The following is a 26,877-nucleotide window of genomic DNA, read 5'->3' as shown; positions in this document are numbered from 1 at the left end:
CCAGCCATCCGATCAAGGACAGCAGTGGTCGTACCGGCGCGATACTGTCGGTTCATGGGGGACGCTGGTTCCGTCGCGCCGGTCCGCCGGCAGCGCGCCCGGCAGATCGCCCGCCTCGCGGCGATCGGCACGGGCGCCACGGTGGCGGCCACCGCCGCCACCGGCGGGGTGCTGCTCGGCCAGGCCCGGCAGGCCCGCCGCACCATCCCGATGGCGCAGGCCCCGCCGCCGCGCTGCGACGGTGTGTACGGCGCGAGACTGCCCGGCCCGCCGATCACCATGGTCATCCTGGGCGACTCCTCAGCGGCCGGGTACGGCGTGCACAGGCGCCGGGAGACACCGGGCTCGCTGCTGGCCACCGGGCTGTCCCGCCGCCTGCACCGGCCGGTCCGGCTGCACCGGTTCGCCGTGGTCGGTGCGCTGTCCTCAGGGCTGAAGCCGCAGGTCGAATCCGCCCTGGAGGTCGAGCCGGACGTGGCCGTGATCCTGGTCGGCGGCAACGACGTCACCAACCGCTCACCGTTCTCGGTAGCGGTGCGCTACCTGGTCGACGCGGTCCGTACGCTCCGGGCGGCCGGCTGCGAGGTGGTCGTCGGCACCTGCCCCGACCTGGGCACCATCCGGCCGATCCAGCCGCCGCTGCGCTGGCTGGCCCGGCGCTGGAGCCGCCAGCTCGCCGCCGCGCAGACGGTGGGCGTGGTCGAGGCCGGCGGCCGCGCCGTCTCGCTCGGCGACATGCTCGGGCCGCGGTTCGCCGCCGAGCCCGGGCGGATGTTCGCCTGGGACCGGTTCCACCCCTCCGCCGAGGGGTACGCGATAGCCGCGGCGGCGTTGCTGCCCACCGTGCTGTCCGCGTTGGGCGCGGTCCCGGAACGCAGGCCTGTCCTGCCCGGCGTGGAAGGCGTACGGTCGCTCCCGGAGGCCGCCCACCAGGCGGCCCGGCACGCCGGCACGGAGGTCAGCGGCGCCCAGCTCCGGGGTCGCGACCGCGGACCGGGCGGGCGGTGGGCGCAGCTTCGCCGGCGGGCCTTCTTCGGCGTCGGCGCGGTGCCACCGACCGGCAGCGCCGCCGACTCGGCAACGCTGGAGGGAACGTCATGAGCGAGCGCAGCGAGCGAATCGGCCGGCTCAGCGCGAAGGTGCCTCATGGCGGCACGGAGCGAAGCGGAGTGACGTCATGAGCGAGCGCAGCGAGCGAATCGGCCGGCTCAGCGCGAAGGTGCCTCATGGCGGCACGGAGCGAAGCGGAGTGGCGTCATGAGCGAGCGGAACGAGGTGGCCCGGTGGGGCCGGGCGGCGGCCCTGTCGCTGCTGGCCGGGACGGTGGGCGGCGCGGCGGTCCTCGCCGGCCAGGCCATCGCCGCCCGCACCCGCGAGTACGCCCAGCCCGAGCTGGGTCTGGTGCTGCGCGCGACGGTCGGCCGTGCGGACGCCCCGCCGCTGCGGCTGGTGCTGCTGGGTGACTCGTCGGCGCTCGGCGTGGGCGTCGACCGGTTCGAGGACACCATCGGCGGTCAGCTCGCCAACCTGCTCTCCGAGGGGCCGACCGGCCGCCGGGTGCAGCTGTCCAGCGTGGGGGTCTCCGGCTCGCGCGCCACCGACCTGGCCACTCAGGTGGCCCGGGCGCTGCTCGGTGAGCGGCCGGACGTGGCTGTGGTGCTGATCGGGGCGAACGACGCCACCGCGATGTCCCGGCCCGGCGACGCGGCGGCCTATCTCGGCTCGGCGGTACGCCGTCTCAGGGAGGCGCACGTCGAGGTGGTGGTGGGCACGTGCCCCGATCTCGGGGCGGTACGCGCGGTCGCCGCACCGTTGCGTCAGGTGCTCGGCTGGTCCGGGCGGCGGATGGCGCGGGCCCAGACCGCGGCCGTGCTGAACGCCGGCGGAACCGTCGTCGACCTGGGCACCGAGACCGGTCCGGTGTTCCGCGCGGACGCGGGCACGCTCTGCCACGACGGCTTCCACCCGTCGGCCGACGGGTACCGGGTCTGGGCGCACGCCCTGCTCCCGGCGGTCGAGGCCGCGGCGGCCGTCGCGTTCCGGCACCACCGGCGACCGCCCACGGGGTGACATTTCCCGCCCGCCTCGCGGCTTCCCGGGCATGTTACTCGCGCGTTAACGTTGGTTCATGCCGATTGAGTCGCCCCGCGACGCCGTCATCGTCGCCACCGCCCGGTCCCCCATCGGCCGCGCGTTCAAGGGTTCCCTCCGCGAGGTCCGCCCGGACGACCTCGCCGCCACCATCGTCCAGGCCGCCCTCGACAAGGTCCCGGCGCTCGATCCCACCACCATCGACGACCTCTACCTCGGGTGCGGTCTGCCCGGCGGCGAGCAGGGCTTCAACATGGCCCGGGTGGTCGCCACCCTGATGGGCCTGGACGGCCTGCCCGGCGCCACGCTGACCCGCTACTGCGCGTCCTCGCTCCAGACCACCCGGATGGCGATGCACGCGATCCGGGCCGGTGAGGGTGACGTGTTCATCTCCGCCGGTGTGGAGATGGTCTCCCGGTACGCGCGGGGCAACTCGGACACGCTGCCGCCGGAGGCGCAGGCCCTCGTCGGCGGCGGCTGGGAGAACCCGCGCTTCGCCGAGGCCCGGGAGCGTTCCGCGGCCCGCGCCCAGGGCGGCTCCGAGGTGTGGACCGACCCGCGCGAGGCCGGGCAGCTCCCCGACATCTACCTCGCCATGGGGCAGACCGCGGAGAACCTGGCCCAGGCGTACGACGTGACCCGCGAGGACATGGACGCGTTCGGCGTCCGCAGCCAGAACCTCGCCGAGAAGGCGATCGCTGACGGCTTCTGGGCCCGTGAGATCACCCCGGTCACCACGCCGGACGGCACGGTGGTCAGCACCGACGACGGCCCGCGTGCCGGTGTGACACTGGAGGCGGTGGCCGGTCTGAAGCCGGTGTTCCGCCCGGACGGCCGGATCACCGCTGGCAACTGCTGCCCGCTCAACGACGGCGCCGCCGCCGTGGTGATCATGAGCGCGCAGCGCGCGTCCGAGCTGGGGCTCACCCCGCTGGCCCGGATCGTCTCCACCGGTGTCACCGCGCTCTCCCCCGAGATCATGGGTCTGGGCCCGGTCGAGGCGTCGAAGCAGGCGCTCAAGCGGGCCGGCATGACCATCGACGACGTCGACCTGGTCGAGATCAACGAGGCGTTCGCCGCCCAGGTGATCCCCTCGTACCGGCAGCTCGGCATCCCGGAGGAGAAGCTGAACGTCGCCGGTGGCGCGATCGCCGTCGGTCACCCGTTCGGCATGACCGGTGCCCGGATCACCGGCACGCTGCTCAACGCGCTGGAGTGGCACGACAAGACCATCGGTCTGGAGACCATGTGCGTCGGCGGTGGCCAGGGCATGGCGATGGTGCTCGAACGACTGAGCTGAGACCGGTTCGCCGGTGCGCGGGCCGGGTACGGGAGGCCGCATGGCGACCGTCGTGGAACGTGAGCGCAAGTACTCCGGCGACGAGGGTTTCCGGCTGCCCGACCTGACCGGGTGCGGTGGCGTCGTGACCATGTCCGACGCCACCGTCTCGGATCTGGACGCCGTCTACTGGGACACCGACGACCTGCTCCTGCTGCGCAGCGGGCACGCGCTGCGCCGGCGTACCGGTGGGCACGACGCGGGCTGGCACCTCAAGGTGGGCGCGGTCGGTGGCGCCCGGGTCGAGCACCAGTTCCCCGCCGGGGCGTCCGACGACGGTCCGCCGCCCGAGCTGGTCGCGCTGATCCGGGGCGCGTCGCGCGGCCGGCCTGTGGCACCGGCGGCCCGGGTCGTCAACCGCCGCCGGGAACATCGGCTGCTCGACGCGGACGGCCGGGTGCTTGCCGAGGTGGCCGAGGACGACGTCCGGTCCGAGGACCTGGTGGACGGCGCCGCGCGGACCTGGCACGAGATCGAGATCGAGCTGGTCGAGGGCGACGAGGCGCTGCTCGACGCACTCGGCGAGCAGCTTCGCGCGGCAGGCGCCCGCGAGGTAACGGTCAGCAAGTCGCACCGGGCCGTCGCCGGCCGGATCGAGCGCTTCGACGACCGGGAACCGGACGGCACGGCGGCGCCGGTCCTCGCGTACGTCCGGGTGCAGCGGGACGCGATCGTCGGCAACCACGCGGCCGCGTACCAGGGGGACGAGGACGCGGTCCACGACATGCGCGTCGCGACCCGCCGGTTGCGGGCGACGCTGCGTACCTTCCGGGGGTTGTGGGACCGCCGCGAGAGCGAGGCGGTCCGGGCCGAGCTGCGCCGCCTCGGCGGCGAGCTGGGCCGGGTCCGCGACACCCAGGTGATGGCCGCCCGGCTCACCGAGGCGGTGCACGAGCTGCCGGACGAGCTGGTGCTCGGCCCGGTCGCGGCGCGGATCGGCGAACGGTTCGCCGCCGACCTGGCCGAGGCGACCACCGCGCTGCGGTCCGCGCTGGACTCCGACCGCTATCCCGCCCTGCTGACCCGCCTCGACCGGCTGGCCGACGCCCCGCCCGCCGACGTCGGCCGGCGCTGGACGGACCGCCGGATCCGCAAGGCGGTGCGCCGCGCCGACACCCGGCTGGACCGGGCGCTCGCCACCACCGGGCCGGACGGGGACGCCGCGCTGCACGAGGCACGCAAGAAGCTCAAGGCCGCCCGCTACGCGGTGGAGGTGCGCGAGCCGGCCGCCGGCAAGCGGGCCGCCCGGCTGGTGAAGCGGTTCAAGGCGCTCCAGGATCTGCTCGGCACCCACCAGGACTCGGTGGTCACCCGGGAGGTGCTGCGACGGCAGGCGCTCCAGGCGTACGCCGACGGCGAGAACACGTTCACCTACGGCCTGCTGCACGCGAGGCAGGCCGAGGCCGCCGGCCACGACCGCCCCGCGGTCCTGCGGGCCCGCGACCGGTCAAGACACCGCAAGGTACGCCGCTGGCTGAAGCCCTGACCGACCCTCCTTCTGACCGTCCCCTACTCCGTCGATCATGAAGTTGACGGGGATCCGCGTCCGTTTTGTCGCCGCCAACCTCATGATCAACGCGACTAAGGGCGGGGGTCAGAGGGCGGTGCGGGTTCGGGTTACCTGGGCGGTGGCCTCGGTGAGCACCGGCTCGGGCGGGTCGGCGAGCGTCAGGTCGGCGGCTACCACGCGGAGCTGGTCGGGCAGCGCCAGGTCGCTGGGGAGGCGGGGCACCTCGCGGCGCGGCTCACCGGCCGCGTCGGCGGCCAGGTTGGCGATCTCCTGGACCAGCTTGTGCACCAGGTCGGCGCGGGACACGTTGCCGCCGTCCGCCTTGGCCGACCAGCGCGGCTGCTGCCAGTGCCCGACCTGTCGGACCAGCAGGGTCACCGCCCGGTCCAGTTCCGCTGCGCTCATCGCCGCCGAGTCTACGGCGACACCAGGCCGGAGCGTGCTCAGCCGGCGTCAGCGGCGTACGTAGCTGAGCAGGCGGAGGATCTGCCAGTACAGGAAGATCAGCCCGACCAGCAGACCGAAGGCGCAGTACCAGGCGTAGCGGCGGGGCAGCCGGTTCGCGGCCGACCGCTCGACCAGGTCGAAGTCGAGGATGAAACTGAGCGCGCCCGCGATGATCGCCACCACCGAGAACAGGTACGGCAGCCAGCCCACCCGGTCGCTGAGGCTGTAGACGACCACCCCCTGCCGCCCGGTGAACAGGTACGCGAACAGGTTGACCAGGCCGATCGCCACGATCCCGACGAGCGTGCCGATGACCAGCCGGGCCAGGCGCGGGGTGGCGCGTACCAGCCGGGCCCGGTAGAGCACGGCCATGCCGAGGAAGACGCCGAACGTGCCGATCACCGCCTGCGCCACGATGCCCGGATAGACCATCTCGAAGGCGCGGCTGGCCACCCCGAGCAGCACGCCCTGGAGCACCGCGTACCCGACGATGACCGGCGGGCTGGTGATCTGCTTCAGCGAGATGACGAGCACCAGGGCGAGGCTGGCCAGCGCGCTTCCGGCGAGTGCGGCGGAGATCCACGCGGCCTGCGGCACCACCACCCAGGACACCGCCGCCGTGACGCCGGTGATCAGCAGCAGACCCACGGTCCGGCTGATCACGTCGGCCACCGTCATCGTGTCGGCGGTACCGACGCCGAGCACCTGCCGCTCGGCGCGGCCGACGTCGTCCAGCCGGTCCAGCACCGGGTTGGCACTGCGCACCGTGACCACCTCCCGCCCACGTACCCGGATCCCACTCTGCCCCGGGCGGTCCGGCGGGGACGGGGAAACGGCGACGCCCGCCGCCGCGGATGCGGCAGGCGGGCGTCGTCGGGGAGGGCGTGATGTCAGTCGTCGCCCTGGAAGTAGCTGAGCAGCCGCAGGATCTCGATGTAGAGCCAGACCAGGCCGACCACGATGCCGAAGGCGGCGGTCCAGGAGTAGCGCTGCGGGAGGCCCATCCGGACCCCCTCCTCGATGTCGGCGAAGTTGAGCACGAAGCTCAGCGACGCCACCACGATGCAGACCAGGCTGAAGCCGATCGCGAGCGGGCTGCCGTCACGCAGGTGCGTGTTCACGCCGAACAGCGCCAGCACCAGGTTGACCAGCATCACGCCGAACAGGCCGGCCATGATCGCCACCATGATCCGGGCGAACTTCGGCGTGGCCCGGATGATCCGCGCCTTGTAGATCATCGCCATCAGGAAGAACACGCCGAACGTGGCCACGACCGCCTGGAGCACGATGCCGTCGTAGAGCGACTCGAACGCCTTGCTGACCATGCCGACGAAGACGCCCTCGATGACCGAGTACGCCACGACGAGCGCCGGGTTGGCCATCCGCGAGAACGAGATGATCAGGCCGAGCACCAGGCCGACGACCGCGGCGCCGATCCACGCGACGCCGACGAGCGAGTCCGGCACGAGCACCCAGGCCGCCGCGGCCGAGGCGCCGAGGATGGCGAGCATGAGGACCGTCTTGACGACCACGTCGTCGAGGGTCATCGGGGTCACGGTGGGCGGGGCCACCGGCTGGCCGTAGCCGCCCGGGTAGGGCTGGGCGTAGGGCTGCTGGGGGTACTGCTGCTGCGGGTACTGCTGGGGGTATCCGGGCTGACCGTACGGCCCGGGCTGGGCGTACCCGGCCGCCCGCTCACGCTCTGCCGCCTGGCCGAGCCGGGCGAGCACCGGGTTCGAGGTCTTCACTTCTCAGGCCTCCCTCAGGGGGTCGATCGCACGTAGACGTGCTACTCCAGGGTAGACGTGGCCGCAATCGCGCGTGCTACGGCTAGCTGTGGGAAAGCTGAGAGTTCACGTGCCCGGGGCGGGGGTCGAACCCGCACGCCTTGCGGCAGCCGCTTTTAAGGCGGCCGTGTCTGCCGTTCCACCACCCGGGCGGGTGACACCGGCGCGTCGACACGCGGCGGTGCAGATCTCACCGTAGCGGCTCGGCCGCGACGCGGCGTACCCCGACGGGTGCGGCCGTTATGGTCGAGGCCGTGACCAGCGCCGCCCGCACGGCACCCGGGCCCGATCACGCCCGGGCGGCCCGCCCGGCGGCGGTCACACGGCGGGTGACGGCCGCCGTCCGGCGGCACCGCGCGGACCTGCTCGCCGGGTTGGCGTTCGTCGCGCTCGCCGCCTGGCTCACCCACGGTCTCTGGCCGGCGCCGGGCACTCGCGCACTCGCCCTCAACCCGGCCGACCAGACGCTGTACGAGTGGTTCCTGGCGCTGGACGCGCGTGCCCTGCGGGGCGAGCTGAGCCTGGTCACCGGCCGGCTGAACGCGCCGGACGGGGTCAACCTGATGGCCAACACGTCGATCGTGGTGCTCGGTGTGCTGCTCGCCCCGGTCACGCTGGCGTTCGGGGCGCCCGTGACGTTCGCCCTGCTCGTCGCCGCGAACATGGCCGGTACGGCGCTCGCCTGGTACCTGCTGTTCACCCGCGTCCTGCGGGCCCGCCGGCTCGCTGCCGTACTCGGCGCGGCGCTCTGCGGCTTCGGGCCGGGCATGGTCTCGCAGAGCAACGGCCACCTGCACATGACCGCGCAGTGGCTGGTCCCGGTGCTGGTCTGGCTCGTGGTCCGGCTGCTGCGCGCCGCCGACCCGGCCGGTCGCCCGGACGGCCCGGACCGCCGCCGGACGGCCTCCTCCGCGGCCGGGCTCGCCGCGGTCGTCACCGTGCAGGTATTCGTCGGCGAGGAGGTGTTGTTCCTCGCCGCGCTCACCCTGGCGGTGACCGCCGTCGCGTACGGGCTGGCCGACCGGGGCCTGCTGCGCCGGGCCGGTTCCGGGTTCGCCGGTGGTCTGCTCGTCGCCGCCGGGCTGGCGCTGCCGGTGCTGGCGTACCCGCTGTGGGTGCAGTTCGCCGGCCCGCAGGGCGTCGCGGACGGCATCTTCCCACCCGCCTACTTCTCCGCCGACCTGATCGCCTGGACCCGCCTGTCCGCGCTGACGGTGTTCGGCAGCCCGGAGGCGGTACGGCTCACCACCGGTCCGTCCGAGTTCACCACGTTCCTGGGCTGGCCGCTGCTGCTGGTAGCCGCCGCCTGCGCGGTCCGGCTGGGCCGGCGCGCCCCGGTGGTGGCGGTCGTGGCCGCCGCGCTGACGATGGCCGCACTCGCGCTCGGCCCGGAGGCGGTGGCCGGCGGTGAGCGGACCGGGATCCCCGGTCCGTACGCGCTGCTGGCCGGGATCCCGGTGGTGGACGGCGCGCTGCCGACGCGTTTCGCGCTGGCGGTGCTGCCGCTCGTCGGCACAGTGCTCACGCTCGCCGTGCACCGGGCGCTCGCCGAACCCGGCCGGGCCCGCCGGGTCGTCCCGCTCGCGGTCGGCGCGGCGCTGCTCAGCGTCTTCCCCACACCGCTGCCCACGATGGACCGGCCGCCGCTGCCCGAGTTCGTCACCGGCGGCCACTGGCAGCGGTGCGTACGCCCCGGCGGGGTGCTGGTACCGGTGCCCACCGCCACGCCGCAGGATCCCTGGCCGATGCGCTGGGCCACCGCCACCGGCGTCGCGTTCGCCATGCCGGAGGGCTTCTTCATCGGCCCGTACGGCCCGCACGGCTCGGCCACCATGGGCACCTGGCAGCGTCCCACCTCGGCGCTGCTCGCCGACGTGGCCCGCCGCGGCGTGGCACCCGCGATCGGTGACCGGCAACGCCGCCAGGCCGCCCGGGACGTCGAGTTCTGGCACGCCTCGTGCATGGCGGTGACCGACGACACGCCGCACGCGGAGATGCTGCGCCGCACCCTGGAGCAGCTCTACGGGCGGCCGGGTACGCGGCTAGCCGACGCCTGGACCTGGCGGTTCTGACCCCGGACACGGCGAAGGGCCCCTCCCGTGCGGAAGGGGCCCTTACGCGAAACGCGTCAGACGCGCGCGGCGACCGGCGGGGCCGACGCCTCGGCGAACTCCTCGCGCGGGTCGTGCAGCTGGCCCAGCGCGACCACCTCACGCTTGAGGAAGAACGCCAGCGTCCAGTCGACCACCACGCGCACCTTGCGGTTGAACGAGGGGATCCGCGACATGTGGTACGTCCGGTGCATGAACCACGCCGGCCAGCCGGTCATCTTGATGCCGTAGACCTGCGCCACGCCCTTGTGCAGCCCGAGGCTCGCCACGCTGCCGGCGTGCTTGTGCTTGTAGTCGACCGGCTCGCGCCCGCGGATCACGTTGGCGATGTTGTCGGCCATCCGCGCCGCCTGCCGCACCGCGTGCTGGGCGCTCGGCGAGCAGAAGTTGCCCGGCTCCTTGGTCAGGTCCGGTACGGCGGCGCAGTCACCGGCGCTCCACGCGCCCTCGACCACCCGGTCGCCGTCCACGATCTGCAGCGTCGGCCGGCAGGTGACCCGGCGACGCTCGTCACGCGGGAAGTCCGTCGCGTCGAGCATCGGCGAGGGCTTCACGCCGGCGGTCCAGACGATGGTGTCGGACGGGAAGCTGTCGCCGTCGGAGAGCTTCACCACACCGTCGACGCAGGACTCCAGCCGGGTGTCCAGGCGGATGTCCATGTCCCGCTTCATCAGCTGCTGGACCGTGTAGGCACCCATGTCCCGGTCGACCTCGGGCAGCACCCGCTGGGTCGCCTCGACGAGCACCCAGCGCATGTCCTCCGGCTTCAGCTCCGGGTAGTAGCGCAGCGCGTCACGGGCCATGTCCTCCATCTCGGCGAGCGCCTCGATGCCGGCGTAGCCGCCGCCCACGAAGACGAACGTCAGCGCACGGCTGCGGACCGCCGGGTCGGTGGTGGAGGCCGCCACGTCGAGCCGGTCCAGCACGTGGTTGCGCAGGAAGATGGCCTCGCCGATGGTCTTGAACCCGATGCCGTTCTCGTGCAGGCCGGGAATCGGCAGGGTGCGGGAGACCGAGCCGGGGGCGACGACCACGTGGTCGTACCGGATCTCCCGGGCCGGGCCACTGATCGGCTGCACCACGGCGGTCATGCGGTCGTGGTCGATCCGGGTGACGGTGCCCGCCACCACGGTGCACTTACGCAACTCCCGCCGCAGCGGCACCACAGCGTGCCGAGGGGAGATGTTGCCCGCCGATGCCTCCGGGAGGAACGGCTGGTACGTCATGTGCGGCTGCGGGTCGACGACGATGACCTCGGCCTCACGCCTGCTCAGCTTCTTGGACAGGCGCAGAGCGGCGTACAGGCCCACGTGACCGGCACCCACGACAAGGATCCGCTTCGGGTTCACGTCATCTATCTTTCCCCGGGTGCTTCGGGTAATCCCGCGCGAGACCCCCTTCTGTGACGGAGCACAACCCGTGTGACCTGCGCAACGTCCCCCGAGCGTCGCGTCACCTGCGCCGGAGCAGCCAGCCCAGCAGCGCGCTCAGCCCCACCGCCACCAGCAGTCCCACGACTGTCGCGACCTGTGAGCCGTCCGTACCGCCCACTCCCCCGAGCCACGCCAGCACCACGCCGAGCACGGCGCTGGCGAGCACCACGGCACCCGCGCGGCCCAGCCACCGCAGCACCACGTCCGGGTCGATCAGCCCGTCGTAGGGCAGCAGCGCGGCGAGCGCGCAGAGCGAGTGCGCCAGGTAGAGCAGCGTCGCCACGGCGAGCAGCCGCCACAGCGCCGGCGGCCGGTCGAAGCCGAGCGTGGCCAGCAGCCAGCCGCCGACTGTCACCAGCGCGGTGAACGTCGGCCAGATCCGGCGCGGCCCGGCCGCCGGGAGCACCGCGGCCACCGTCATGGCCAGCAGCGAGCGCGGGGTGAGGGCCTGCACCGGGTACGCGAGCAGGAAGCCGGCCAGCACGGTGAGGAAGATGCCGCCGCGTACGAGCAGCGGCAGCGGGCTGACCCGGGCGGCGGCGAACCGCAGCGCCCGCACCCGCTCCACAACCGCGTTCACCGGGCCGCCCTTCCGTTCGCGACTGCGCTCCCCGTGCTCATCGCAGCCCCGCCTTCGGGGCGGTCGCCAGCCGGGCCACGTCGCGCAGCACCTCGTCCAGGCTGCCCGCGCCCGCCCAGCGCACCACCGGCACGCCGTGCTCGCGGAGCTGGCCGATCATCGTGTCCCGGTCCAGCCGCCACAGCCGGTACGCGACCTCGGCCCAGCCGCGTTCCTTCGGCACCGGCAGCTCGGCCGGCAACGTGTCCACCGCCACCACGAACCGCCCGCCCCGGGCCAGCCGGGCCAGCATCTGCGCGGACCGCTCGTCGAGCAGCGGGGTGAGCACCACCACGAGCGCGTCCGAGGAGAGCACCTGCGGGCCGAAGACCTGGTCGTACGGCTCGTGCGGGGACGACTCGGCCTGCACGTCGAGCAGCCACTCCAGCACTGTCAGGTACTGCCGCCGCCCGGTGGCCGGACGCAGCCGGCGAGCGGCCGGCCCGTACTCCAGCATCGACACCCGGTCACCGCGGTGCAGGTAGTGCTCGGCGAGCGCGGCGGCGGCCCGCACGGTGGTGTCCAGCACCGACGCGGTCCCGTTCACGCCACCGGAGCGGCCCGCCTCGGCCAGCACGTCCAGCAGCACCACCACCTCGGCGTCCCGGTCCGAGAGCGTCGACGCGACGTGCAGCTGGCGGGCCCGCAGCGACACCCGCCAGTCGATCCGGCGCAACCGGTCACCGGGCGCGAAGACGCGTACCCCGGCCAGTTCACCGCCCTCGCCCGGCCGCCGCGAGCGGTGCGCGCCGACCAGTCCGGCGGCCCGCGGCATCGCCTCGACCGCGTCGAACGGCTCGGTACGCGGATAGACCCGGGCCCGGATCGGGTCGGTGATCACCGCGCGGGAGACCAGCAGCCCGTCGGCGGCGGCGACCCGCACCCCGGCCGGCCCGATCGGGTGCCGCCCCCACCGCAGGGCGGTGCCGGTCAGCTTCAGGTCGACAGCGCTGCCCCGGGGTACGGACGTGACGAACGGGCGGTCCGCCCCGCCGGAGCGGCTCACGTCCAGCCCGGTGCCGCCGAAGCCGACCTGCTCCACCCGCAGCCAGCGCGACATCCGGGTCCGGACCACCGCCAGGTCGTACCCGACCAGGTCGGGGTTGGCCACCGCGACGGTGGCGGCCAGCGGCGCGCCCTCGACCAGGTGGGTGTCCCCGACGCCGAGTTCCAGCTCGGGCAGCGCGGCGGGGCGGCGGCGCAGCGCGTACGCGGTCCCGAGCGCGAACGGCGTGGCGAGCACCACCAGGTCGATGCGGCCGAGCAGGACGGCGGCGACGAGCAGCACACCGGTGAGCAGCACGGCCCGGCCGAGCGCCCACGTGGGCGCCCAGCCGCCTGCCGCGTCGGCCCGGTCCATCAGCGTCCGGCGGCGTAGCTGGGCAGCGCGCCGCTCGCCGGGGCGGGCGTGGACTCCAGCACCTCGCCGACCACGAACGACGGGTCGACGCGGCGCAGCCACATCTCCGGCCGCAGCGTGATCCGGTGCGCCAGCGCGGGCGCCGCCACCGCCTTGACGTCCTCCGGCACCACGTAGTCCCGGTTGGCGAGCACCGCCCGCACCCGGGACAGCAGCAGCAGCGCCAGCGAGCCGCGCGGGGACGCGCCGACCAGCACCGACGGGTGCTCCCGGGTGGCAGCGGTGAGCACCACGATGTACCGGCCGATCGAGTCCTCGACCACCACGTCCTCCAGCGCGGCCTGCATGGCGCGCAGCGTGGCGGCGTCCACCACCGGCTTGATCTCCGCCTCCTCGCGGCGGCGGGCGATCCGGCGCCGCAGCACGTCCCACTCCTCGTCGTGGCTGGGGTAGCCGAACGACACCCGCAGCAGGAACCGGTCGAGCTGCGCCTCCGGCAGCGGGTACGTGCCCTCGTACTCGATGGGGTTGGCGGTGGCGAGCACGTGGAACGGCTCGTCCAGGCGGTAGGTCACGCCCTCGACCGAGACCTGCTTCTCCTGCATGGCCTCCAGCAGCGCCGACTGCGTCTTCGGCGGCGTCCGGTTGATCTCGTCGGCGAGCAGCAGGTTGGTGAACACCGGGCCGGCCCGGAAGGCGAAGTCGCCGCTGCTCTGGTCGTAGAGGAACGAGCCGGTCACATCGGCGGGCAGCAGGTCCGGGGTGAACTGGAGCCGCCGGAAGTCCAGTCCGAGCGCCTGCGCGAAACAGCGCGCGGTGAGCGTCTTGCCCAGGCCGGGCAGATCCTCCAGCAGCACGTGACCACCGGCGAGGATGCCGGCCAGCACCAGCTCCAGCGCGTCCCGCTTGCCGACCACGACGGTGCCGACCGCCTCCAGGACGGCCCGGGCGAGCCGGCCCACCTCGGCGGGGGCCATGCTCCGGTCCACGTCGTTCATCAGATCTTCTCCAGTTCGGCGACGATCGCCGCGAGGTCGCGCGGCGACGGAGGGCGGCGGGCGGGGGTGGCGAGGAACGTCCACAGTGGCTCGCCGAGCACCGCCCGGGCGCGGGCCGGGTCGGACTCACGGGTGACGCCGTGGCGCTGGCGCAGCCGTTCGTCGGCCAGCTCGCCGAGGCGGGGCAGGATGCGCTCGGTGAACCGCTCCTGGTTGCCGGCGCACCAGTCCAGCGGGCGCTCCCAGCCGTTGATCGCGGTGCGCAGTGCGTCCCGCGCGGACCAGTTCCAGGTGCCGGGCTCCTCACCGGCGGGCGTTCGGGCACCCGCGCGAGGCGGCGGCGGGGGTGACAGCGCGGTGGTGACCCGGCGTACGGCGAGCACGGCGAGCACCCCCGCCACGATGATCCAGATCGGCACCTTCAGGCCGACCGCGCGCAGCCCGACCACGACCACCACGACGACGGCGGCGGTGACCGCCGCGGTCCGCAGCAGCAGGCGCGCCCGGCCGCCGCCCGAGGGCCGGACGTCCTCCCCGGCGGGCTCCTCGCCGAACGACAGCAGGTCGTCGATGCTGGTGCTCACGACGCCTCCCCCGCCAGGCTGGTCAGCTCGCCGCGCAACCGGCGCAACGCGGCGCGGGCCTGGTCCCGGGTGTGCTCGTCGACCGGGTGCGTGGCGTACCGGGCCTCCCGGTAGACGTGCGCGAAACCGTCGAGCACGTCGGCGCTGGCGATCGCCGGGATGCCGGCCGCCGGGTCGCCGCGCAGCAGCCGGCCCACCAGGTCGGTCGGGGTGTCACCGGTGTGCCGGGGCACACCCGCGTCCTCGGCGGCCTCCTCCAGGCGTACCCAGCAGGCGATCACAGCGGTCCGCGGGTCGGTGGAGCGGTCGTCCAGTTCGACGAGTCCGGCGTCGAGCGCGGCCACCACCTCGCGGGCGGTCCCCTCGGCGGTACGCCTGGTGCGCCGCACCGGCACCGCGCGAGTGGTGCGCCGCAGCGCGCCCCGCAGCACGTTCCACAGGACGTACCCGACGGCGGCCAGCACCGCCGCGGACAGCAACACCACGGCGGCGGTGGCCAGCCAGCCGGGCACACCGCCCGAGGTGGACTCGCCCACGTCCCGGGGCTCGACGGGGATCGACGGCACCGCCTCGGGCGACGGGTAGTCCGGCACGTACGGGATGGTGTCGGCGGCGGGCGGGATCCGGCTGGCCCCGATGGCGGAGTGACCGGCGGCGAACGCGGCGAGCGCGAGCAGCACCGTCACCGCGGCGACCGGCCACCACCTGCGCAGTACGCCGAAATCCATCCCACCGCCTCAGGTGTTCCTCAGTCCACCCCGGCCAGGTCCTTCGCCCGGGTGAACACGTCGTCCAGCATCGCCGGTGTGAGCCGGCCGGTGAACGTGTTCTGCTGGCTGACGTGATAGCAGCCCAGCAACGCCGGCACCGACTCGCCGGACCAGTGTGCCCCATGACCGAACGCAGGTCGCGGTGTGGGCGGTCGCTGCCCGTACACCTGGCGTAGCACCGGCCACCACGCGGCCCACGCGAACGCGCCCAGCGCGACCACGACGCGCAGCGTGGGCCGGATCAACTCGACCTCGCGGTGCAGCCACGGCGCGCAGGTGTCGCGCTCGTCCGGGGTGGGTTTGTTGTCCGGCGGCGCGCACCGCACAGCCGCGAAGATGCGGGTGTCGCGCAGCGTCAGGCCGTCGTCCGCGGACACGCTCGTCGGCTGGTTGGCCAGCCCGGCGCGGTGCAGCGCGGCGAACAGCACGTCACCGGACCGGTCCCCGGTGAAGATCCGGCCCGTGCGGTTGCCGCCGTGCGCGGCCGGCGCCAGACCGAGGATCGCGATGCGGGCGTCCGCCGGCCCGAGGCCGGGCACCGGCCGTCCCCAGTAGTCCTGGTCGCGGAACGCGGCCCGCTTGACCCGGGCGACCTCCTCCCGCCAGGCCACCAGGCGCGGGCAGGCGAAGCAGTCGCTGACCGCGCCGTCGAGGTCGGCCAGGTCGGCCGCCCGCGCGGCGCGGGCGACCACGTCCTGCGGGGTACGCGACTCAGCCAAGCTTCGCCCGGAACAGTTCCAGCGTGCGGGCCCAGGCGGTGGCGGCCGCCCGCTGGTCGAAGTGCTCGGGCCGGTCCTCGTTGAAGAACGCGTGCGCGGTGCCCGGGTAGTCGAACGTCTGGCAGGTGCCACCGGCGGACTCGATGGACCGGCGTACGCTCTGCACCCCGTCGGCGGCGGACAGGCCGTCCGCCTCGGAGCAGTGGATGAGCGCGGCCTTCCCGGCGTAGCCGGCCCAGTCGGTGCGGCCGGCGTTGTCCGCCGCGCCCGTGCGACCGGCGTTGTCCGCCGCGCCAGTGGCCATGCCCTCCCAGGGCAGGCGCGGGTAGAACCCGGCGGTCGCCACGATGCGCTCGGAGAACGTGCCGGACCACAGCGCCAGGCTTGCACCCGCGCAGAACCCGGCGCAGCCCACCTTGCCGGCGACCTCGGACCGGCTCGCCAGGTATTCGGCGGCGGCGGCGATGTCACTCGCCGCCTCGTCCATCTGGGAGCTGTTCAGCATCAGCCGCGGCTCGGTCGGCTTCACGGCCGGCCCGCCGTGCCGGAAGTCGGGCGCGAGGGCGACGAAGCCGGCCTCGGCGAAGCGGTCGACCACGGCCCGGACGTGGGGCACCAGTCCCCACCAGTCCTGGATGACGATGACCGCCGGGCTGGCCGCACCGCCGGAGGGTATCGCGAGATACCCCTCGCTCGTCCCCCCGTTGCCGGTGAAGCTCACCATCTCGCCCATGGGCCCGTCCTCCTAGCGGTCAGTCATCATTGGCTGGTCGCCCAGTTGGCTGATACGTGCCGGTAGCGTGCCACGCGGTCACCGGCGCGGGGAAGACGGAACAACAGTGGCATTCACCTCCTGTTGAACCGCCGGACAGGCACACACGCTGGGTATAGCGATTGCTAAACTAGCCCCGTGGTGGCTGGAGACTGGGACGTCTACCTGGTCGACGAGGTGCGGCAGTGGCTCGACACTCTCGACGCGTCCACCCATGCGCGGGTGGTGCAGGCGATCGACCTCCTGGCCGAGCACGGACCAGGACTCGGACGGCCCCTTGTCGACACCATCCACGGTTCGTCGATGGCGAACTTGAAGGAGCTCCGGCCGGGCACCGTGCGTATCCTTTTCGCGTTCGACCCGTGGCGCTCGAGCATCCTCCTGGTCGCCGGCGACAAGTCCGGCCGGTGGAAGACGTGGTATCAGGAGGCCATTCCCGTCGCCGAGCACCGCTACGAGCTCTACCTCAAGGACCGGGCACGAGAGGAGGGGAAGGCATGAGCGACTACTCCCGGTGGCAGGACATCCGCGCCGACCACGTCGCCCGGGCCGGCGGGGAAGAGGCGGTCGATGCGGGTAAGCAGGAACTCCTCGCCGAGGTCATCGGTCACCGCCTCGCGGAGGTACGGCGAGCGCGCGGCCTGACCCAGCAGCAGGTCGCCGACCGGATGGGCGTCACCAAGGGACGGGTCTCCCAGATCGAGCAGGGAAAGATCTCCGGACAGGAGGTGGTGGCCCGGTTCGCCGCGGCGCTGGGTGGCCGGCTCCACCAGGCGATCTACTTCGACGACGGTGACATCGCCGCCATCGCCTGACAGCGGATCCCGCGAGATCTTGGAGGATTCCGACCCCTATGAGGGCCGCTTCGTACCAAGATCTCGCGGGATCGCGCGCGCTCTAGCGCGTTGACGTGGGTTCCGGGGAAGCGCTGGTGCTGGGCGCGGTCGGGGTGGGCGCGGTCGGGGTGGCGCTGCCTGTGGGTGCGGGTGCGGGCGGGGCGATCGACGGGGAGGCCGGTGCGCCGAACGGTGCCAGCTCCGGGCAGTACGGGTAGGCGTTGCGGGGTGCGGGCACGGCGCCGGACGAGTCGAGGCAGTTCGGCCAGCCGAGCCGGATCGGCACGCCGTTCTGGTCGAACAGCTGCGCGTCGCGGATCAGCCGCCCCTGCTGGTCGTAGACGAAGACGTCCTCGATCCGGTCGTACCGCCGGTCCACCGACGTCTGCTCGTAGCCACTGTAGACGTCGGAGCTGGCGTTCCGGTCCACATCGACGAGCACCGCGAAGCCGAAGAGCAGCAGCGCGGCCGTACCCAGCCGGTGCAGGCGGCGCGGCCAGCCGGTGAAGCCCGCGGAACGGCGGCCGAGCCACAGTGACGCGACCACCGCGCCGATGAGCAGCAGCAGGCCGGCCGACGCGTTGTCGTTCGGCCGGGGCAGCAGACCGGGCCGGCCACCGTCCACCATGACGCTGATCAGCAGCGCGGCCAGCCAGCCACGCACCAGCCACCAGGCCGGGCGCAGCGGGCGCAGGAAGTCGCTCACCGTCTCGTGCCCGAGCACCGGGCCGAGCTGACGATCCAGCAGACGTATCTGAGTGGCCGCCTGATCCCGCGCCTCGGCCAGGCGGTGGAAGCGCGCCGGTCGCCGCCCCTCCCCGGCGCCGGCGGCGGCACGCAGTTCGGCCGCGTACGCCTCGGGGGTGCCCAGCCGGTCCACGAGCGCGCCCTCGCCCTCGGCGGCCACCTCGGCGAGGTGTTCCGGCAGGTCCTCGGTCAGCTCGTCGCGGACTGCCGGCGGCAGGTCGGCGAGCGCCGCGCGCACCCGGTCGACGTAGTCCGTGATCTCCTGCCCAGTGACGGTCATGCCGCCATCCCCCGATCGTCGAGCAGTGCGTCCATGGTGGTGGCGAACGAGCGCCACGTCTTGCCGGAGCGGGTGAGCTGGTCGCGCCCGGCGGCGTTCAGCGAGTAGTACTTGCGGTGCGGTCCGGACTCGCTGGGCACCACGTACGTGGTGAGCAGACCGGCGGCGAACAGCCGGCGCAGCGTGCCGTAGACCGAGGCGTCGCCGACCTCGGTGAGGCCGGCCTCGCGCAGCCGCCGCAGGATGTCGTAGCCGTATCCGTCCTCGTCCTTGAGCACGGCGAGCACCGCCAGGTCGAGCACGCCCTTGAGGAGCTGCGTGGTATCCACGCTCCGCACACTAGTGCGCAATCCACACTACCGTCAATCACGCAGCACTTTGCCCGGCCTTGTTCACCGGGAGGAAGGACGGGCGGTCCACCCGATGAAACGGTCGAACAGGTCGGCCGGGTTCGGGTTGGCGGCCATCAGGTCGGCGGTGGCGTCGAACAGGCAGCCCGCCATGTGGATCGACAGGGCGACGCGGTCGCGCCGGTAGTCCAGCAGCAGCAACAGGCGGGCCGGCTGGCACGGCCAGGGGGCCGCGCACACCCGGCACAACCAGAGGGGCCGCATCGGTACGTGCGGCCGCACGACACGGCGACTGCGATCGGGTACGGGAGAACAGTTCCTCACGGTCATCCCCCGATCGTGCTCGCGCTGTTACCGATCGTCAACCCCGATCGCTGTTACCGATCGCGAGTCAATCGCTGCTACCTACCGTCAAGAGGTGGTCGAGTTCGTGGGAATCGCTGAGATCCGAGACATGCTCGGTGGCGTCTCGCGTGCCCGCGCGTCAGTGGTCGCTTCGCGACGCGACTTCCCCGCGCCCTATCAGGTGCTCCGGATGGGCCAGATCTGGCGGAAGTCCGACGTCGAGAAGTGGATCAGGGAACACCGCCCCGACCTGGCGACGGACTAACCCCGCCCGTCCCGTCGACCAAGGACTTTGCGTACCCGGAGGCGTCCGGATCTGACACAAACTCCTTGATCACCGCCGAAGGGGCGGGCGAGAAGATGAGGGCTAGGCGAGGCTCCAAGCTATGCCGTCGAGGATGTCGTGCTCGGAGGCGACCACGGACGGCATCCCGGCCCGCTCCATGATCACTCGCAGCACCAGCGCGCCGGCGCCGATCACGTCGGCCCTCCCGGGGTGCATCACCGGGTACGCCAGCCGCTGCTCACTGCTCTTGCCGAGCAGGTCGGCTGTCACCTCGGCCACCTGCTCGTACGAGATGCGGGCGTGGTGGATGCGGCTGGGGTCGTACTCCCGGAGCCCTTGCGCCAGGGCGACCACTGTGGTGACCGAACCGGCGAGCCCGACCAGCGTGGCGGCCTCGCGGCCGGGCACGGCGGCGAGCGCGCGGTCGACGGCGGCGGCGATGTCGGACTCGGCGGCGGCGATCTGCGCCGCTGTCGGCGGATCGTCGTGCAGGTGCCGTTCGGTCATCCGGACGCAGCCGATGTCCACCGAGATCGCGCCCCGCACCCCGTCGGCGCGGGTGCCGACGACGAACTCGGTCGAACCGCCGCCGATGTCGACCACCAGGTACGGCGGCTCTGCATCGGCGGGCAGGCCGCGCACCGCGCCGGTGAACGACAGGCGTGCCTCCTCGTCGCCTGTCACCACCTCGGGCGGTACGCCGAGCGTGCGCTCGACCATGGCGCGGAAGTCGGCGGCGTTGGAGGCGTCGCGGGAGGCCGAGGTGGCGCACATGCGTACCCGCTCGGCGCCGGACTTCTCGATCTCCGCCGCGTAGTCGGCGAGCGCCACGCGGGTCCGCTCGATGGCCTCCGGCGCGAGCATGCCGGTCTGGTCGACGCCCTGCCCCAGCCGGACGATCTCCATCCGCCGGCTGACGTCGCGCAGCGGCGACGAGTCCCCGGCCGACGCCTCGGGCAGGTCGGCGATCAGCAGTCGGATCGAGTTGGTCCCGCAGTCGATGGCGGCCACACGCGCACTCACGGCGCCCACCCTACGGCAGCCCGCGCACGGTCAGAGGCGCAGCAGCATGCGGGTGTTGCCCAGGGTGTTGGGCTTGACCCGTTCCAGGTCCAGGAACTCCGCGACACCCTCGTCGTACGAGCGCAGGAGTTGCTCGTACACCGGCTGCGGCACGGGCGCGCCGTCGATCTCGCGGAAGCCGAACGAGCCGAAGAAGCCGGTCTCGAACGTCAGCACGAAGATCCGGGCGATGCCCAGCTCCCGCGCCGCGTCGATCAGCCCGCCGACGATCCGGTGCCCGATCTTGTGGCCCCGGCAGGACGGGTCGACCGCCACCGTCCGGATCTCGGCCAGGTCCTCCCACATGACGTGCAGCGCGCCGCAGCCGACCACCGTGCCGTCAGACGTCACCGCGACCCGGAACTCCTGCACGTCCTCGTACAGCGTCACAGTCGCCTTGCTGAGCAGCCGCCGGTCGTCGGTGTAGGTGTCCACCAGCCGCCGGATGCCGCGTACGTCGGTGGTGCGGGCCCGGCGCACAGTGATCTCGTCGGCGCTCATCTCACTGGACCGCGGGCACGTCCACGCAGGGGCCGGCCGCCCACCACTTCTCCACGAGCGCCAGCGTCTCGTCGCCGAACGGGTTGACCCCCGGCCCGGCCGCGAGCGCGTGCCCGAGGTGCACGTGCAGGCACTTCACCCGCCCCGGCATGCCGCCGGCCGAGATGCCCGCGATCTCCGGCACCTCCCCGATCGCCTCCCGGCGGGTCAGGTAGTCCTCGTGCGCCGCCCGGTACCGCGCCGCCAGCTCCGGATCCTCGGCGAGCCGCTCGGCCATCTCCTTCATCAGCCCGGCCGACTCCAGCCGGCTGCACGCCGCTGTGGCACGCGGGCAGGTCAGGTAGAACAGCGTCGGGAACGGCGTGCCGTCCGCCAGCCGGGGCGTCGTCTCCACCACGTCGGGCAGGCCGCAGGGACACCTGTGGGCCACCGCGCGGGTGCCGCGAGGCGGGCGTCCGAGCTGCGCGGCCACCGCGGCCAGGTCGGCCTCGGTGGCCGGCTGGCGTTCCGGCGGGGGTACGGAGTCCGCCGCCGGCTCCTGCGGTGGTACGACGCTCAAGGAAGTGCCTCTCGGATCAAAGCTCACTTGTCGGGGCGCTCGGCGTTGGCCGCCCGCACGCTCCCCCACAGGGTGTCGTACCAGGGCTCGGGCGGCTTCGGCGCCCCCGGCTTCGCGCCCTTGCCGGCGTCCTTCGCGGCGCCCTCCGGGTCGGAGAGCACCACGAGCAGCGTCTCGCCCGGCTTGCCCATGAAGAACCGCTCCCGGGCCTGCGTCTTGACGTACTCCGGGTCCTTCCACTTGGCCGCCTCGGCGGTGAGCCGGTCGATCTCGGCCCGCTGGGCGGCCTGCGCCGCCTCCATCCGCTCGATGTCGGCCTGCTGGTCCAGGTAGACCCGGACCGGATAGGTGTACGCCAGGGCGAGCGCGATGAGCACCGCGAACAGCACTGTGGCGCGCCCGGTGAAGCGCCGGGGTTGGGGTGCGGTGAGCCGCTTGACCGGGCCACCGGCGGCGGTACGCCGGGCCGCGGCGGGGCGGCTCGCGGAGCGTACGCCGTCGGTGGCACGGGACGCGCCGGGTGACCGGCCGGCGGCGCGCGCCTCCGCGCGGACGCCGTTGTCGCGTGCCGTGGACCGGACCCGGGCACCGCCCGTCCGGCCGGGCTGACCCGGCCGGCGGGCGGGCCGCTGGCCACCCGGTGTGCGGCGCTGCTGCATCGTCACACCCCTCCCCCGGAGCGCTCGCTCAGGCCGAACGGTAGCGCGGGAACGCGCCGGCACCGGCGTACCGCGCCGCGTCGGCCAGCTCCTCCTCGATCCGCAGGAGCTGGTTGTACTTGGCCACCCGGTCCGAGCGGGCCGGCGCGCCGGTCTTGATCTGCCCGCAGCCGGTGGCGACGGCCAGGTCGGCGATGGTGGTGTCCTCGGTCTCGCCGGAACGGTGGCTCATCATGCACTTGAAGCCGGCCCGGTGGGCCAGGTCGACGGCGTCGAGCGTCTCGGTGAGCGAGCCGATCTGGTTGACCTTGACGAGCACCGCGTTGGCGGCCTGCTCGGCGATGCCCCGGGCGATGCGCTGCGGGTTGGTCACGAACAGGTCGTCGCCGACGATCTGGATGCGGTCGCCGAGCGCGGCGGTGAGCGTGGCCCAGCCGCTCCAGTCGTCCTCGGCCAGCGGGTCCTCGATCGACACGATCGGGTAGTCGCCGGCGAGCTTGGTGTAGTAGTTGCTCATCTCCTCGGCGCTCTTGGCGCTGCCCTCGAACGTGTAGGTGCCGTTGTCGAAGAACTCGGTCGCGGCCACGTCGAGCGCGAAGACGATGTCGGTGCCGAGCCGGTAGCCGGCCTTCTCCACGGCCTCGGCGATCAGGTCCAGCGCGGCGGCGTTGGTGGGCAGGTTCGGGGCGAAGCCGCCCTCGTCGCCCAGGCCGGTCGACAGGTCCTTCTTCTTCAGCACCGACTTCAGCGCGTGGTAGACCTCGGCGCCCGAGCGCAGCGCGTCCCGGAACGTCGGCGCGCCGATCGGCGCGATCATGAACTCCTGGATGTCGACGTTCGAGTCGGCGTGCGCGCCACCGTTGAGGATGTTCATCATCGGCACCGGGAGCAGGTGCGCGTTCGGGCCGCCCAGGTAGCGGAACAGGCTCAGCTCGGCGCTGCCGGCGGCGGCCTTCGCCACGGCCAGGGAGACGCCGAGGATGGCGTTCGCGCCCAGCTCGCCCTTGTTGTCCGAGCCGTCGATGTCGATCATCTTCTGGTCGATCAGCCGCTGCTCGCTGGCCTCGTAGCCGATGAGCTGGTCGACGATCCGGTCCTCGATGTTGGCGACCGCCTTCTCGACGCCCTTGCCCAGGTAGCGATCCTTGTCACCGTCGCGCAGCTCGACCGCCTCGAACGCGCCGGTGGAGGCGCCGGACGGCACCGCGGCGCGGGCGATCGTGCCGTCGTCGAGCCCGACCTCGACCTCGACCGTCGGGTTGCCCCGCGAGTCCAGGATCTCCCGGGCGACGATTCCCTCGATGGTTGCCACTGAGTCGCTCCTCGTTTGTGTGGTTCCGGTCCGTATGGGCCGCGACGGTGCGGCTGAGGCAGGTGTTGAACGCAGCGTATCGGTCCCCGCCCTGCCGCACCCCGCTCGGGGCGGCCCCCGAGGCGCTTGCTGAGACGGACATTCCCGGATTACCGGTCGTCAACCGGCAACCGGTTTGCGAGACGTTGCGTCGATCGACAAGGCTGGGCATCATGCCTGCCGCCTCGACGACTCTCCGCGTGCTCGCCGCCTCGGTCATCGCGTCGCTCTCGGTCACCGGCTGTCAGGCCCTGGACGACGCGAACGTCGCGCTCGGTCGCGCCGACCTGGTCAACGACCTCGCCGCGCGGATGGACCGGGCGCTGGAGCAGACCTGGGCCGCCGACTACCAGATCGACGGCGGCCGGACCGCCTCGATCGCGCAGACCAAGAAGCCGCTGCGGTCCACGTACACCTGGCCCGGCGGCAAGATCACGGTGACGCAGGAGTCGGTGACCCGGTGCGCGAGCACCGCCGCCCGTACCTCCTGCACCGTCTCGCCGCCCGTGCTCACCGCGGGGAAGCCGTCGGTGATCGTCTACGACGAGGCACGCAAGCAGGGCCTGGTCACGCCGCCCGCGGTGATCCGGCTGCTCACCGAGGCGGCGCTGGCGCCGGAGGCGGTCATCGAGCAGAGCGACACCACTCTCGCCGGACACCACGCCACCTGCGTCGACGTCACCCACGACGGGGAGCGCTTCAACGCCTGCGTGACGAACGAGGGTGTGCTGGGAAGCTTCTCCGGCACGCTCGACGGCAAGCCCGCCGAGGTGACGCTGAGCCGCTACACCGAGAGCGTCGAGGCGGCCGCGTTCGCGGTCCCGGACGGCGCCGGCGTGGTGGACCGCCGCCCGTCCACGTCGTGACCCCGCCCGGGTTCCTGCCTGCTGCCGATCACGGGCGGCCGCCGGAGCCGGACGACCTGGCGCTGCCGGTGGCCGGACGGAAGCTGCTGACCGGCCCGGACGAGCAGCCGCTGCGGATCGGCGCGCTGCCCGGCGACCTCGCCTGGATCCCGGTCGGCACGCTCGACGGCGTCCCGGCGTGGGCGGCCGAGGTGGCCGATCCGGAGTCGCTTCCCGGCCCGTGGCGCGGCTGGCGCGGCCTCGCCGCCGAGCTGCCCGCACCCCGCGCCGACCTGGCCGGACGGGCGCTCGCCGTGGTCACCTGGCGGCGTACCCACAGGTGGTGCGGCGCGTGCCGGGCCGAGCTGGCCGACGTGCCGGGCGAGACCGCGCGGCGCTGCCCGGACTGCGGGCTGACCGTGTTCGTGCCCCTGTCCGTCGCGGTGCTGACCGCGATCACCCGCCCCGGCCCGGCCGGCGGCGTCGACGAACTGCTGCTGGTCCGGCACGCGCAGGGGCCGACGCAGCTGTGGGCACTCGTCGCCGGGTTCGTCGAGGCGGGCGAGTCGCTGGAGGCGGCGGTGCACCGCGAGGTCGCCGAGGAGGTCGGCCTGACGCTGCGGCGACCGGTCTACGTGGACAGCCAGCCGTGGGCGCTGTCCGGGCCGGGCACGCTGCTCGCCGGTTTCACCGCCGAGGTGACCGACCCGGCCGCCGAACCGGTCGTCGACGGCATCGAGCTGACCGAGGCGCGCTGGTTCCCGGTGGATGCGCTGCCCGCCGAGCTGCCGCCCGCGTACTCCCTGTCGCGCTGGCTGATCGACGCGGTCGCCGCCCGGCGGTGACCGCAGGCCGGGTCGCCGCCCGGGCGGTGGCCGTCACACCCCCAGCAGTGTCCGCAGGTGGCGCGGCGGCGGGCAGTCGTGCGCCAGCATGGCGTCGTGCCAGTCGCGCACCGTCACGCCGTCCGGCCGGGCGGCGGCGATGTCGGCCATCTCGCTGTAGCCGACGAAGTACGTGGAGAGCTGCGTCGAGGTGAGCAGCGCCCGCCGCCACTTGCCGGCCGCCTCGCCCTCCTCCTGGAAGCCGCGCCCGGTCATCAGCGCCATCGCCTCGGACTCGGGCATGTCGTCGCAGTGCACGAGCTGGTCCAGCAGCGCGTTGATGGTCATCCGGAGCTGCATCTTGAGCTGCTGCAACCGCACCGGCAGTCCGCCGAAGCCGAGCCCCGCCATCAGCTCCTCGGCGTAGACCGCCCAGCCCTCGACGAACACGCCCGACTCGGTGAGCGCGCGTACCCGGGTCGGGCCGTCGTACCGGCGGGCGTGGGCGAGCTGGAGGAAGTGACCCGGCATCGCCTCGTGCACGGTCAGGTTGCGGATCATGTGGTCGTTGTACTCGCGGTAGAACGACTCGACCCGCTGCGCCGGCCAGTCCGCCGGGGTGGGCGAGATGCAGTAGAACGTCGGCACGTCGGCCGTCTCCAGCGGGCCCGGCGAGTCGCAGTAGGCCACCGCCACGCCGCGCGCGAACTCCGGCATCTCCTGGATCACGCACGGGTCGCCGACCATGCTGACCAGGTCGTGGTGGCGGACGAAGTCACTCGCCTCGTCGAGCGTGACCGAGGCGAGGTCGACGATCGTGGCGTCGTCCGGGTGTTCGGCGGCCAGCAGGTCCAGCGCCCGGCGTACCGTCTCGTCGTCGGCCGGACCACCGACCAGCTCGACCGACGCCGCGCGGATCTCCTCGGTGACCCGGTCGAGGTTGGCCCAGGCGCGGCGCTGCACCTCGGCTGCGCTCAGCTCGGTGTCGAGCGTGTGCCACAGCCGCGCCTCCCACCGCCGCCGGCCCAGCCGCGGGTCACGCCCCGGACCGGCGTCCGCGGCCAGGCCCTGCCGCAGCCAGGCCACGAACTCCTCCAGCGCGGCGATCGCATCGCTGGCCGCCGGGCCGACCCGATCGCGCATCGCCGGCGCCTCGGCGAGCAACCCGGGAACCTCGTCGCGGATCAGCGCCGCCGTACCGGCGAACTGCCCGACCGCCGTCTCCGCGTGGACCCGCGGCATGTCCCGCAGCGTCGCGCGCGCCGTCGACAGCGCATCGGGTACGGCCGACAGACGCCCGACGAGACTGGTCAGGCGCTCCTCGGCCGGGGCGAAGGGACGGGCCAGCAGGGCGTGCAGCAGCGGCCCCGGATTGTGGCGCAGCGGATCCCACTCGTGGCCGCGGATCTCGGTGGCCTCGAACAGTCCCCTGTCGACGAGGCTGGTGAGCAGCGCGTGGTCGACGCTCTCCGCCACGTCGAGCGCGTCCGGGTCGATTTCCGCGAGCGCGTCGGCGGCATCCTTCAGCATCGCCTGGTCGGCGGCGAGGGCCTCGGCGGAGAGATCGGGCAGCCGGTCGTCGTAGCGGTGATCCCCGGCGGAGGTGGCCAGCCCGGGCCGGCTCTCCAGCAACGCCTCCACGATCCGCTCCGCAAGCGGCCCGAACGACTCCATCCCCCGACCCTACCGATC

At 73.4% G+C, this 26,877-nt stretch carries 30 protein-coding genes and 1 tRNA gene; 10 read left to right on the top strand and 21 right to left on the bottom strand.

Going from position 1 to position 26,877, the window contains the following annotated elements:
- Positions 1-54: 54 nt before the first annotated feature.
- The 4 genes from ABD52_RS08120 (at position 55) to ABD52_RS08105 (ending at position 4,916) form a co-directional block, all read left to right on the top strand.
- Positions 55-1,101 carry an SGNH/GDSL hydrolase family protein gene (locus tag ABD52_RS08120; RefSeq protein WP_041798807.1) on the top strand — a complete coding sequence of 349 codons (1,047 nt, stop codon included), beginning with the start codon at positions 55-57 and terminating at the stop codon, positions 1,099-1,101.
- 156 nt (positions 1,102-1,257) lie between these two features.
- Positions 1,258-2,070 (top strand): SGNH/GDSL hydrolase family protein, encoded by an 813-nt coding sequence (locus ABD52_RS08115; protein WP_047891395.1) that lies wholly within the window; start codon positions 1,258-1,260, stop codon positions 2,068-2,070.
- Positions 2,071-2,128: 58 nt separating this feature from the next.
- Positions 2,129-3,391, top strand: a complete 1,263-nt coding sequence (locus ABD52_RS08110; protein WP_013284117.1) for an acetyl-CoA C-acetyltransferase — start codon at positions 2,129-2,131, stop codon at positions 3,389-3,391.
- A gap of 40 nt (positions 3,392-3,431) precedes the next feature.
- Complete coding sequence (locus tag ABD52_RS08105) at positions 3,432-4,916, top strand: CYTH and CHAD domain-containing protein (RefSeq protein ID WP_047891394.1); 1,485 nt, start codon at positions 3,432-3,434, stop codon at positions 4,914-4,916.
- A gap of 108 nt (positions 4,917-5,024) precedes the next feature.
- Here the strand turns inward: ABD52_RS08105 and ABD52_RS08100 are convergent, their stop codons facing one another.
- From ABD52_RS08100 to ABD52_RS08085, 4 genes are all read right to left on the bottom strand, one after another.
- Entirely contained in the window at positions 5,025-5,345 is a 321-nt protein-coding gene (locus ABD52_RS08100; protein ID WP_047891393.1) for a hypothetical protein, read from the bottom strand.
- A 48-nt stretch (positions 5,346-5,393) separates the two neighbouring features.
- Entirely contained in the window at positions 5,394-6,152 is a 759-nt protein-coding gene (locus tag ABD52_RS08095; protein WP_047891401.1) for a Bax inhibitor-1/YccA family protein, read from the bottom strand.
- 125 nt (positions 6,153-6,277) lie between these two features.
- Complete coding sequence (locus ABD52_RS08090; protein WP_013284113.1) at positions 6,278-7,135, bottom strand: Bax inhibitor-1/YccA family protein; 858 nt, start codon at positions 7,133-7,135, stop codon at positions 6,278-6,280.
- A 110-nt stretch (positions 7,136-7,245) separates the two neighbouring features.
- Positions 7,246-7,326: transfer RNA gene (locus ABD52_RS08085), tRNA-Leu, on the bottom strand.
- Positions 7,327-7,416: 90 nt separating this feature from the next.
- Between ABD52_RS08085 and ABD52_RS08080 the strand changes: the two genes are divergently transcribed.
- Entirely contained in the window at positions 7,417-9,246 is a 1,830-nt protein-coding gene (locus ABD52_RS08080) for a hypothetical protein (protein ID WP_047891392.1), read from the top strand.
- Positions 9,247-9,302: 56 nt separating this feature from the next.
- On the opposite strand, the gene ABD52_RS08075 is transcribed toward ABD52_RS08080, so the two are convergent.
- The 8 genes from ABD52_RS08075 to ABD52_RS08040 form a co-directional block, all read right to left on the bottom strand.
- Positions 9,303-10,634, bottom strand: coding sequence for an NAD(P)/FAD-dependent oxidoreductase (locus tag ABD52_RS08075; protein ID WP_047891391.1), 1,332 nt, complete (start codon positions 10,632-10,634; stop codon positions 9,303-9,305).
- 103 nt (positions 10,635-10,737) lie between these two features.
- Complete coding sequence (locus tag ABD52_RS08070) at positions 10,738-11,298, bottom strand: hypothetical protein (protein WP_047891390.1); 561 nt, start codon at positions 11,296-11,298, stop codon at positions 10,738-10,740.
- 37 nt (positions 11,299-11,335) lie between these two features.
- Positions 11,336-12,697 carry a DUF58 domain-containing protein gene (locus ABD52_RS08065; RefSeq protein WP_013474051.1) on the bottom strand — a complete coding sequence of 454 codons (1,362 nt, stop codon included), beginning with the start codon at positions 12,695-12,697 and terminating at the stop codon, positions 11,336-11,338.
- The gene (locus ABD52_RS08060; RefSeq protein ID WP_013474050.1) at positions 12,697-13,695 is read right to left on the bottom strand and encodes a MoxR family ATPase; all 999 of its coding nucleotides are present in this window, start codon (positions 13,693-13,695) and stop codon (positions 12,697-12,699) included. Before ABD52_RS08060 ends, ABD52_RS08065 begins: the two co-directional genes overlap by 1 nt.
- The gene (locus ABD52_RS08055) at positions 13,695-14,279 is read right to left on the bottom strand and encodes a hypothetical protein (protein WP_013284107.1); all 585 of its coding nucleotides are present in this window, start codon (positions 14,277-14,279) and stop codon (positions 13,695-13,697) included. The genes ABD52_RS08060 and ABD52_RS08055 overlap by 1 nt, the downstream gene beginning before the upstream one ends.
- Positions 14,276-15,007, bottom strand: a complete 732-nt coding sequence (locus ABD52_RS08050; protein WP_013474049.1) for a DUF4129 domain-containing protein — start codon at positions 15,005-15,007, stop codon at positions 14,276-14,278. The genes ABD52_RS08055 and ABD52_RS08050 overlap by 4 nt, the downstream gene beginning before the upstream one ends.
- 20 nt (positions 15,008-15,027) lie before the next feature.
- On the bottom strand, positions 15,028-15,741 hold the full coding sequence (locus ABD52_RS08045; RefSeq protein WP_013474048.1) for a uracil-DNA glycosylase: 714 nt from the start codon (positions 15,739-15,741) through the stop codon (positions 15,028-15,030).
- Positions 15,742-15,760: 19 nt separating this feature from the next.
- A complete protein-coding gene (locus tag ABD52_RS08040; protein WP_013474047.1) occupies positions 15,761-16,501 on the bottom strand; it encodes a dienelactone hydrolase family protein in 741 nt (246 codons plus the stop codon).
- A gap of 177 nt (positions 16,502-16,678) precedes the next feature.
- Here ABD52_RS08040 and ABD52_RS08035 point away from each other — a divergent pair, with 177 nt between their 5' ends.
- Positions 16,679-17,041, top strand: coding sequence for a type II toxin-antitoxin system RelE/ParE family toxin (locus tag ABD52_RS08035; protein ID WP_013474046.1), 363 nt, complete (start codon positions 16,679-16,681; stop codon positions 17,039-17,041).
- Positions 17,038-17,355: a helix-turn-helix domain-containing protein gene (locus ABD52_RS08030; protein WP_047891389.1), complete on the top strand. Its 318-nt coding sequence runs from the start codon at positions 17,038-17,040 to the stop codon at positions 17,353-17,355. The genes ABD52_RS08035 and ABD52_RS08030 overlap by 4 nt, the downstream gene beginning before the upstream one ends.
- Before the next feature lie 82 nt (positions 17,356-17,437).
- On the opposite strand, the gene ABD52_RS08025 is transcribed toward ABD52_RS08030, so the two are convergent.
- From ABD52_RS08025 to ABD52_RS08015, 3 genes are all read right to left on the bottom strand, one after another.
- On the bottom strand, positions 17,438-18,403 hold the full coding sequence (locus tag ABD52_RS08025; protein WP_047891388.1) for a hypothetical protein: 966 nt from the start codon (positions 18,401-18,403) through the stop codon (positions 17,438-17,440).
- A complete protein-coding gene (locus tag ABD52_RS08020) occupies positions 18,400-18,732 on the bottom strand; it encodes a PadR family transcriptional regulator (RefSeq protein WP_030271259.1) in 333 nt (110 codons plus the stop codon). Before ABD52_RS08020 ends, ABD52_RS08025 begins: the two co-directional genes overlap by 4 nt.
- A 63-nt stretch (positions 18,733-18,795) precedes the next feature.
- A complete protein-coding gene (locus ABD52_RS08015) occupies positions 18,796-18,993 on the bottom strand; it encodes a hypothetical protein (protein WP_230651275.1) in 198 nt (65 codons plus the stop codon).
- A 190-nt stretch (positions 18,994-19,183) separates the two neighbouring features.
- Between ABD52_RS08015 and ABD52_RS08010 the strand changes: the two genes are divergently transcribed.
- Positions 19,184-19,363, top strand: coding sequence for a hypothetical protein (locus ABD52_RS08010; RefSeq protein WP_013284098.1), 180 nt, complete (start codon positions 19,184-19,186; stop codon positions 19,361-19,363).
- 102 nt (positions 19,364-19,465) lie between these two features.
- Here the strand turns inward: ABD52_RS08010 and ABD52_RS08005 are convergent, their stop codons facing one another.
- The 5 genes from ABD52_RS08005 to eno are packed head-to-tail and all read right to left on the bottom strand — an operon-like array spanning position 19,466 to position 23,477.
- Positions 19,466-20,395, bottom strand: a complete 930-nt coding sequence (locus ABD52_RS08005; protein WP_047891387.1) for a Ppx/GppA phosphatase family protein — start codon at positions 20,393-20,395, stop codon at positions 19,466-19,468.
- Between the two features lie 42 nt (positions 20,396-20,437).
- Positions 20,438-20,947: an amino-acid N-acetyltransferase gene (locus tag ABD52_RS08000; protein ID WP_013284096.1), complete on the bottom strand. Its 510-nt coding sequence runs from the start codon at positions 20,945-20,947 to the stop codon at positions 20,438-20,440.
- Between the two features lies 1 nt (position 20,948).
- Positions 20,949-21,506, bottom strand: a complete 558-nt coding sequence (locus tag ABD52_RS07995; protein WP_013284095.1) for a DUF501 domain-containing protein — start codon at positions 21,504-21,506, stop codon at positions 20,949-20,951.
- Positions 21,507-21,529: 23 nt separating this feature from the next.
- Positions 21,530-22,165 (bottom strand): septum formation initiator family protein, encoded by a 636-nt coding sequence (locus tag ABD52_RS07990; protein ID WP_030271266.1) that lies wholly within the window; start codon positions 22,163-22,165, stop codon positions 21,530-21,532.
- Between the two features lie 28 nt (positions 22,166-22,193).
- Positions 22,194-23,477 carry a phosphopyruvate hydratase gene (gene eno, locus ABD52_RS07985; RefSeq protein ID WP_013284093.1) on the bottom strand — a complete coding sequence of 428 codons (1,284 nt, stop codon included), beginning with the start codon at positions 23,475-23,477 and terminating at the stop codon, positions 22,194-22,196.
- 212 nt (positions 23,478-23,689) lie between these two features.
- On the opposite strand from eno, the gene ABD52_RS07980 reads away from it, so the two are divergent.
- Complete coding sequence (locus tag ABD52_RS07980) at positions 23,690-24,382, top strand: hypothetical protein (protein ID WP_013474041.1); 693 nt, start codon at positions 23,690-23,692, stop codon at positions 24,380-24,382.
- On the top strand, positions 24,379-25,206 hold the full coding sequence (locus tag ABD52_RS07975) for an NAD(+) diphosphatase (protein WP_013474040.1): 828 nt from the start codon (positions 24,379-24,381) through the stop codon (positions 25,204-25,206). The genes ABD52_RS07980 and ABD52_RS07975 overlap by 4 nt, the downstream gene beginning before the upstream one ends.
- Before the next feature lie 33 nt (positions 25,207-25,239).
- Here ABD52_RS07975 and ABD52_RS07970 read toward each other — a convergent pair whose 3' ends face one another.
- Positions 25,240-26,859: a DUF885 domain-containing protein gene (locus ABD52_RS07970; RefSeq protein WP_047891386.1), complete on the bottom strand. Its 1,620-nt coding sequence runs from the start codon at positions 26,857-26,859 to the stop codon at positions 25,240-25,242.
- Positions 26,860-26,877: the final 18 nt, after the last annotated feature.

The organism is Micromonospora sp. RV43, from assembly GCF_001029515.1.
Taxonomy (GTDB): domain Bacteria; phylum Actinomycetota; class Actinomycetes; order Mycobacteriales; family Micromonosporaceae; genus Micromonospora; species Micromonospora aurantiaca.
Note: the sequence above shows the minus strand (reverse complement) of the source record. Positions and strands in the feature narration are given on the sequence as shown.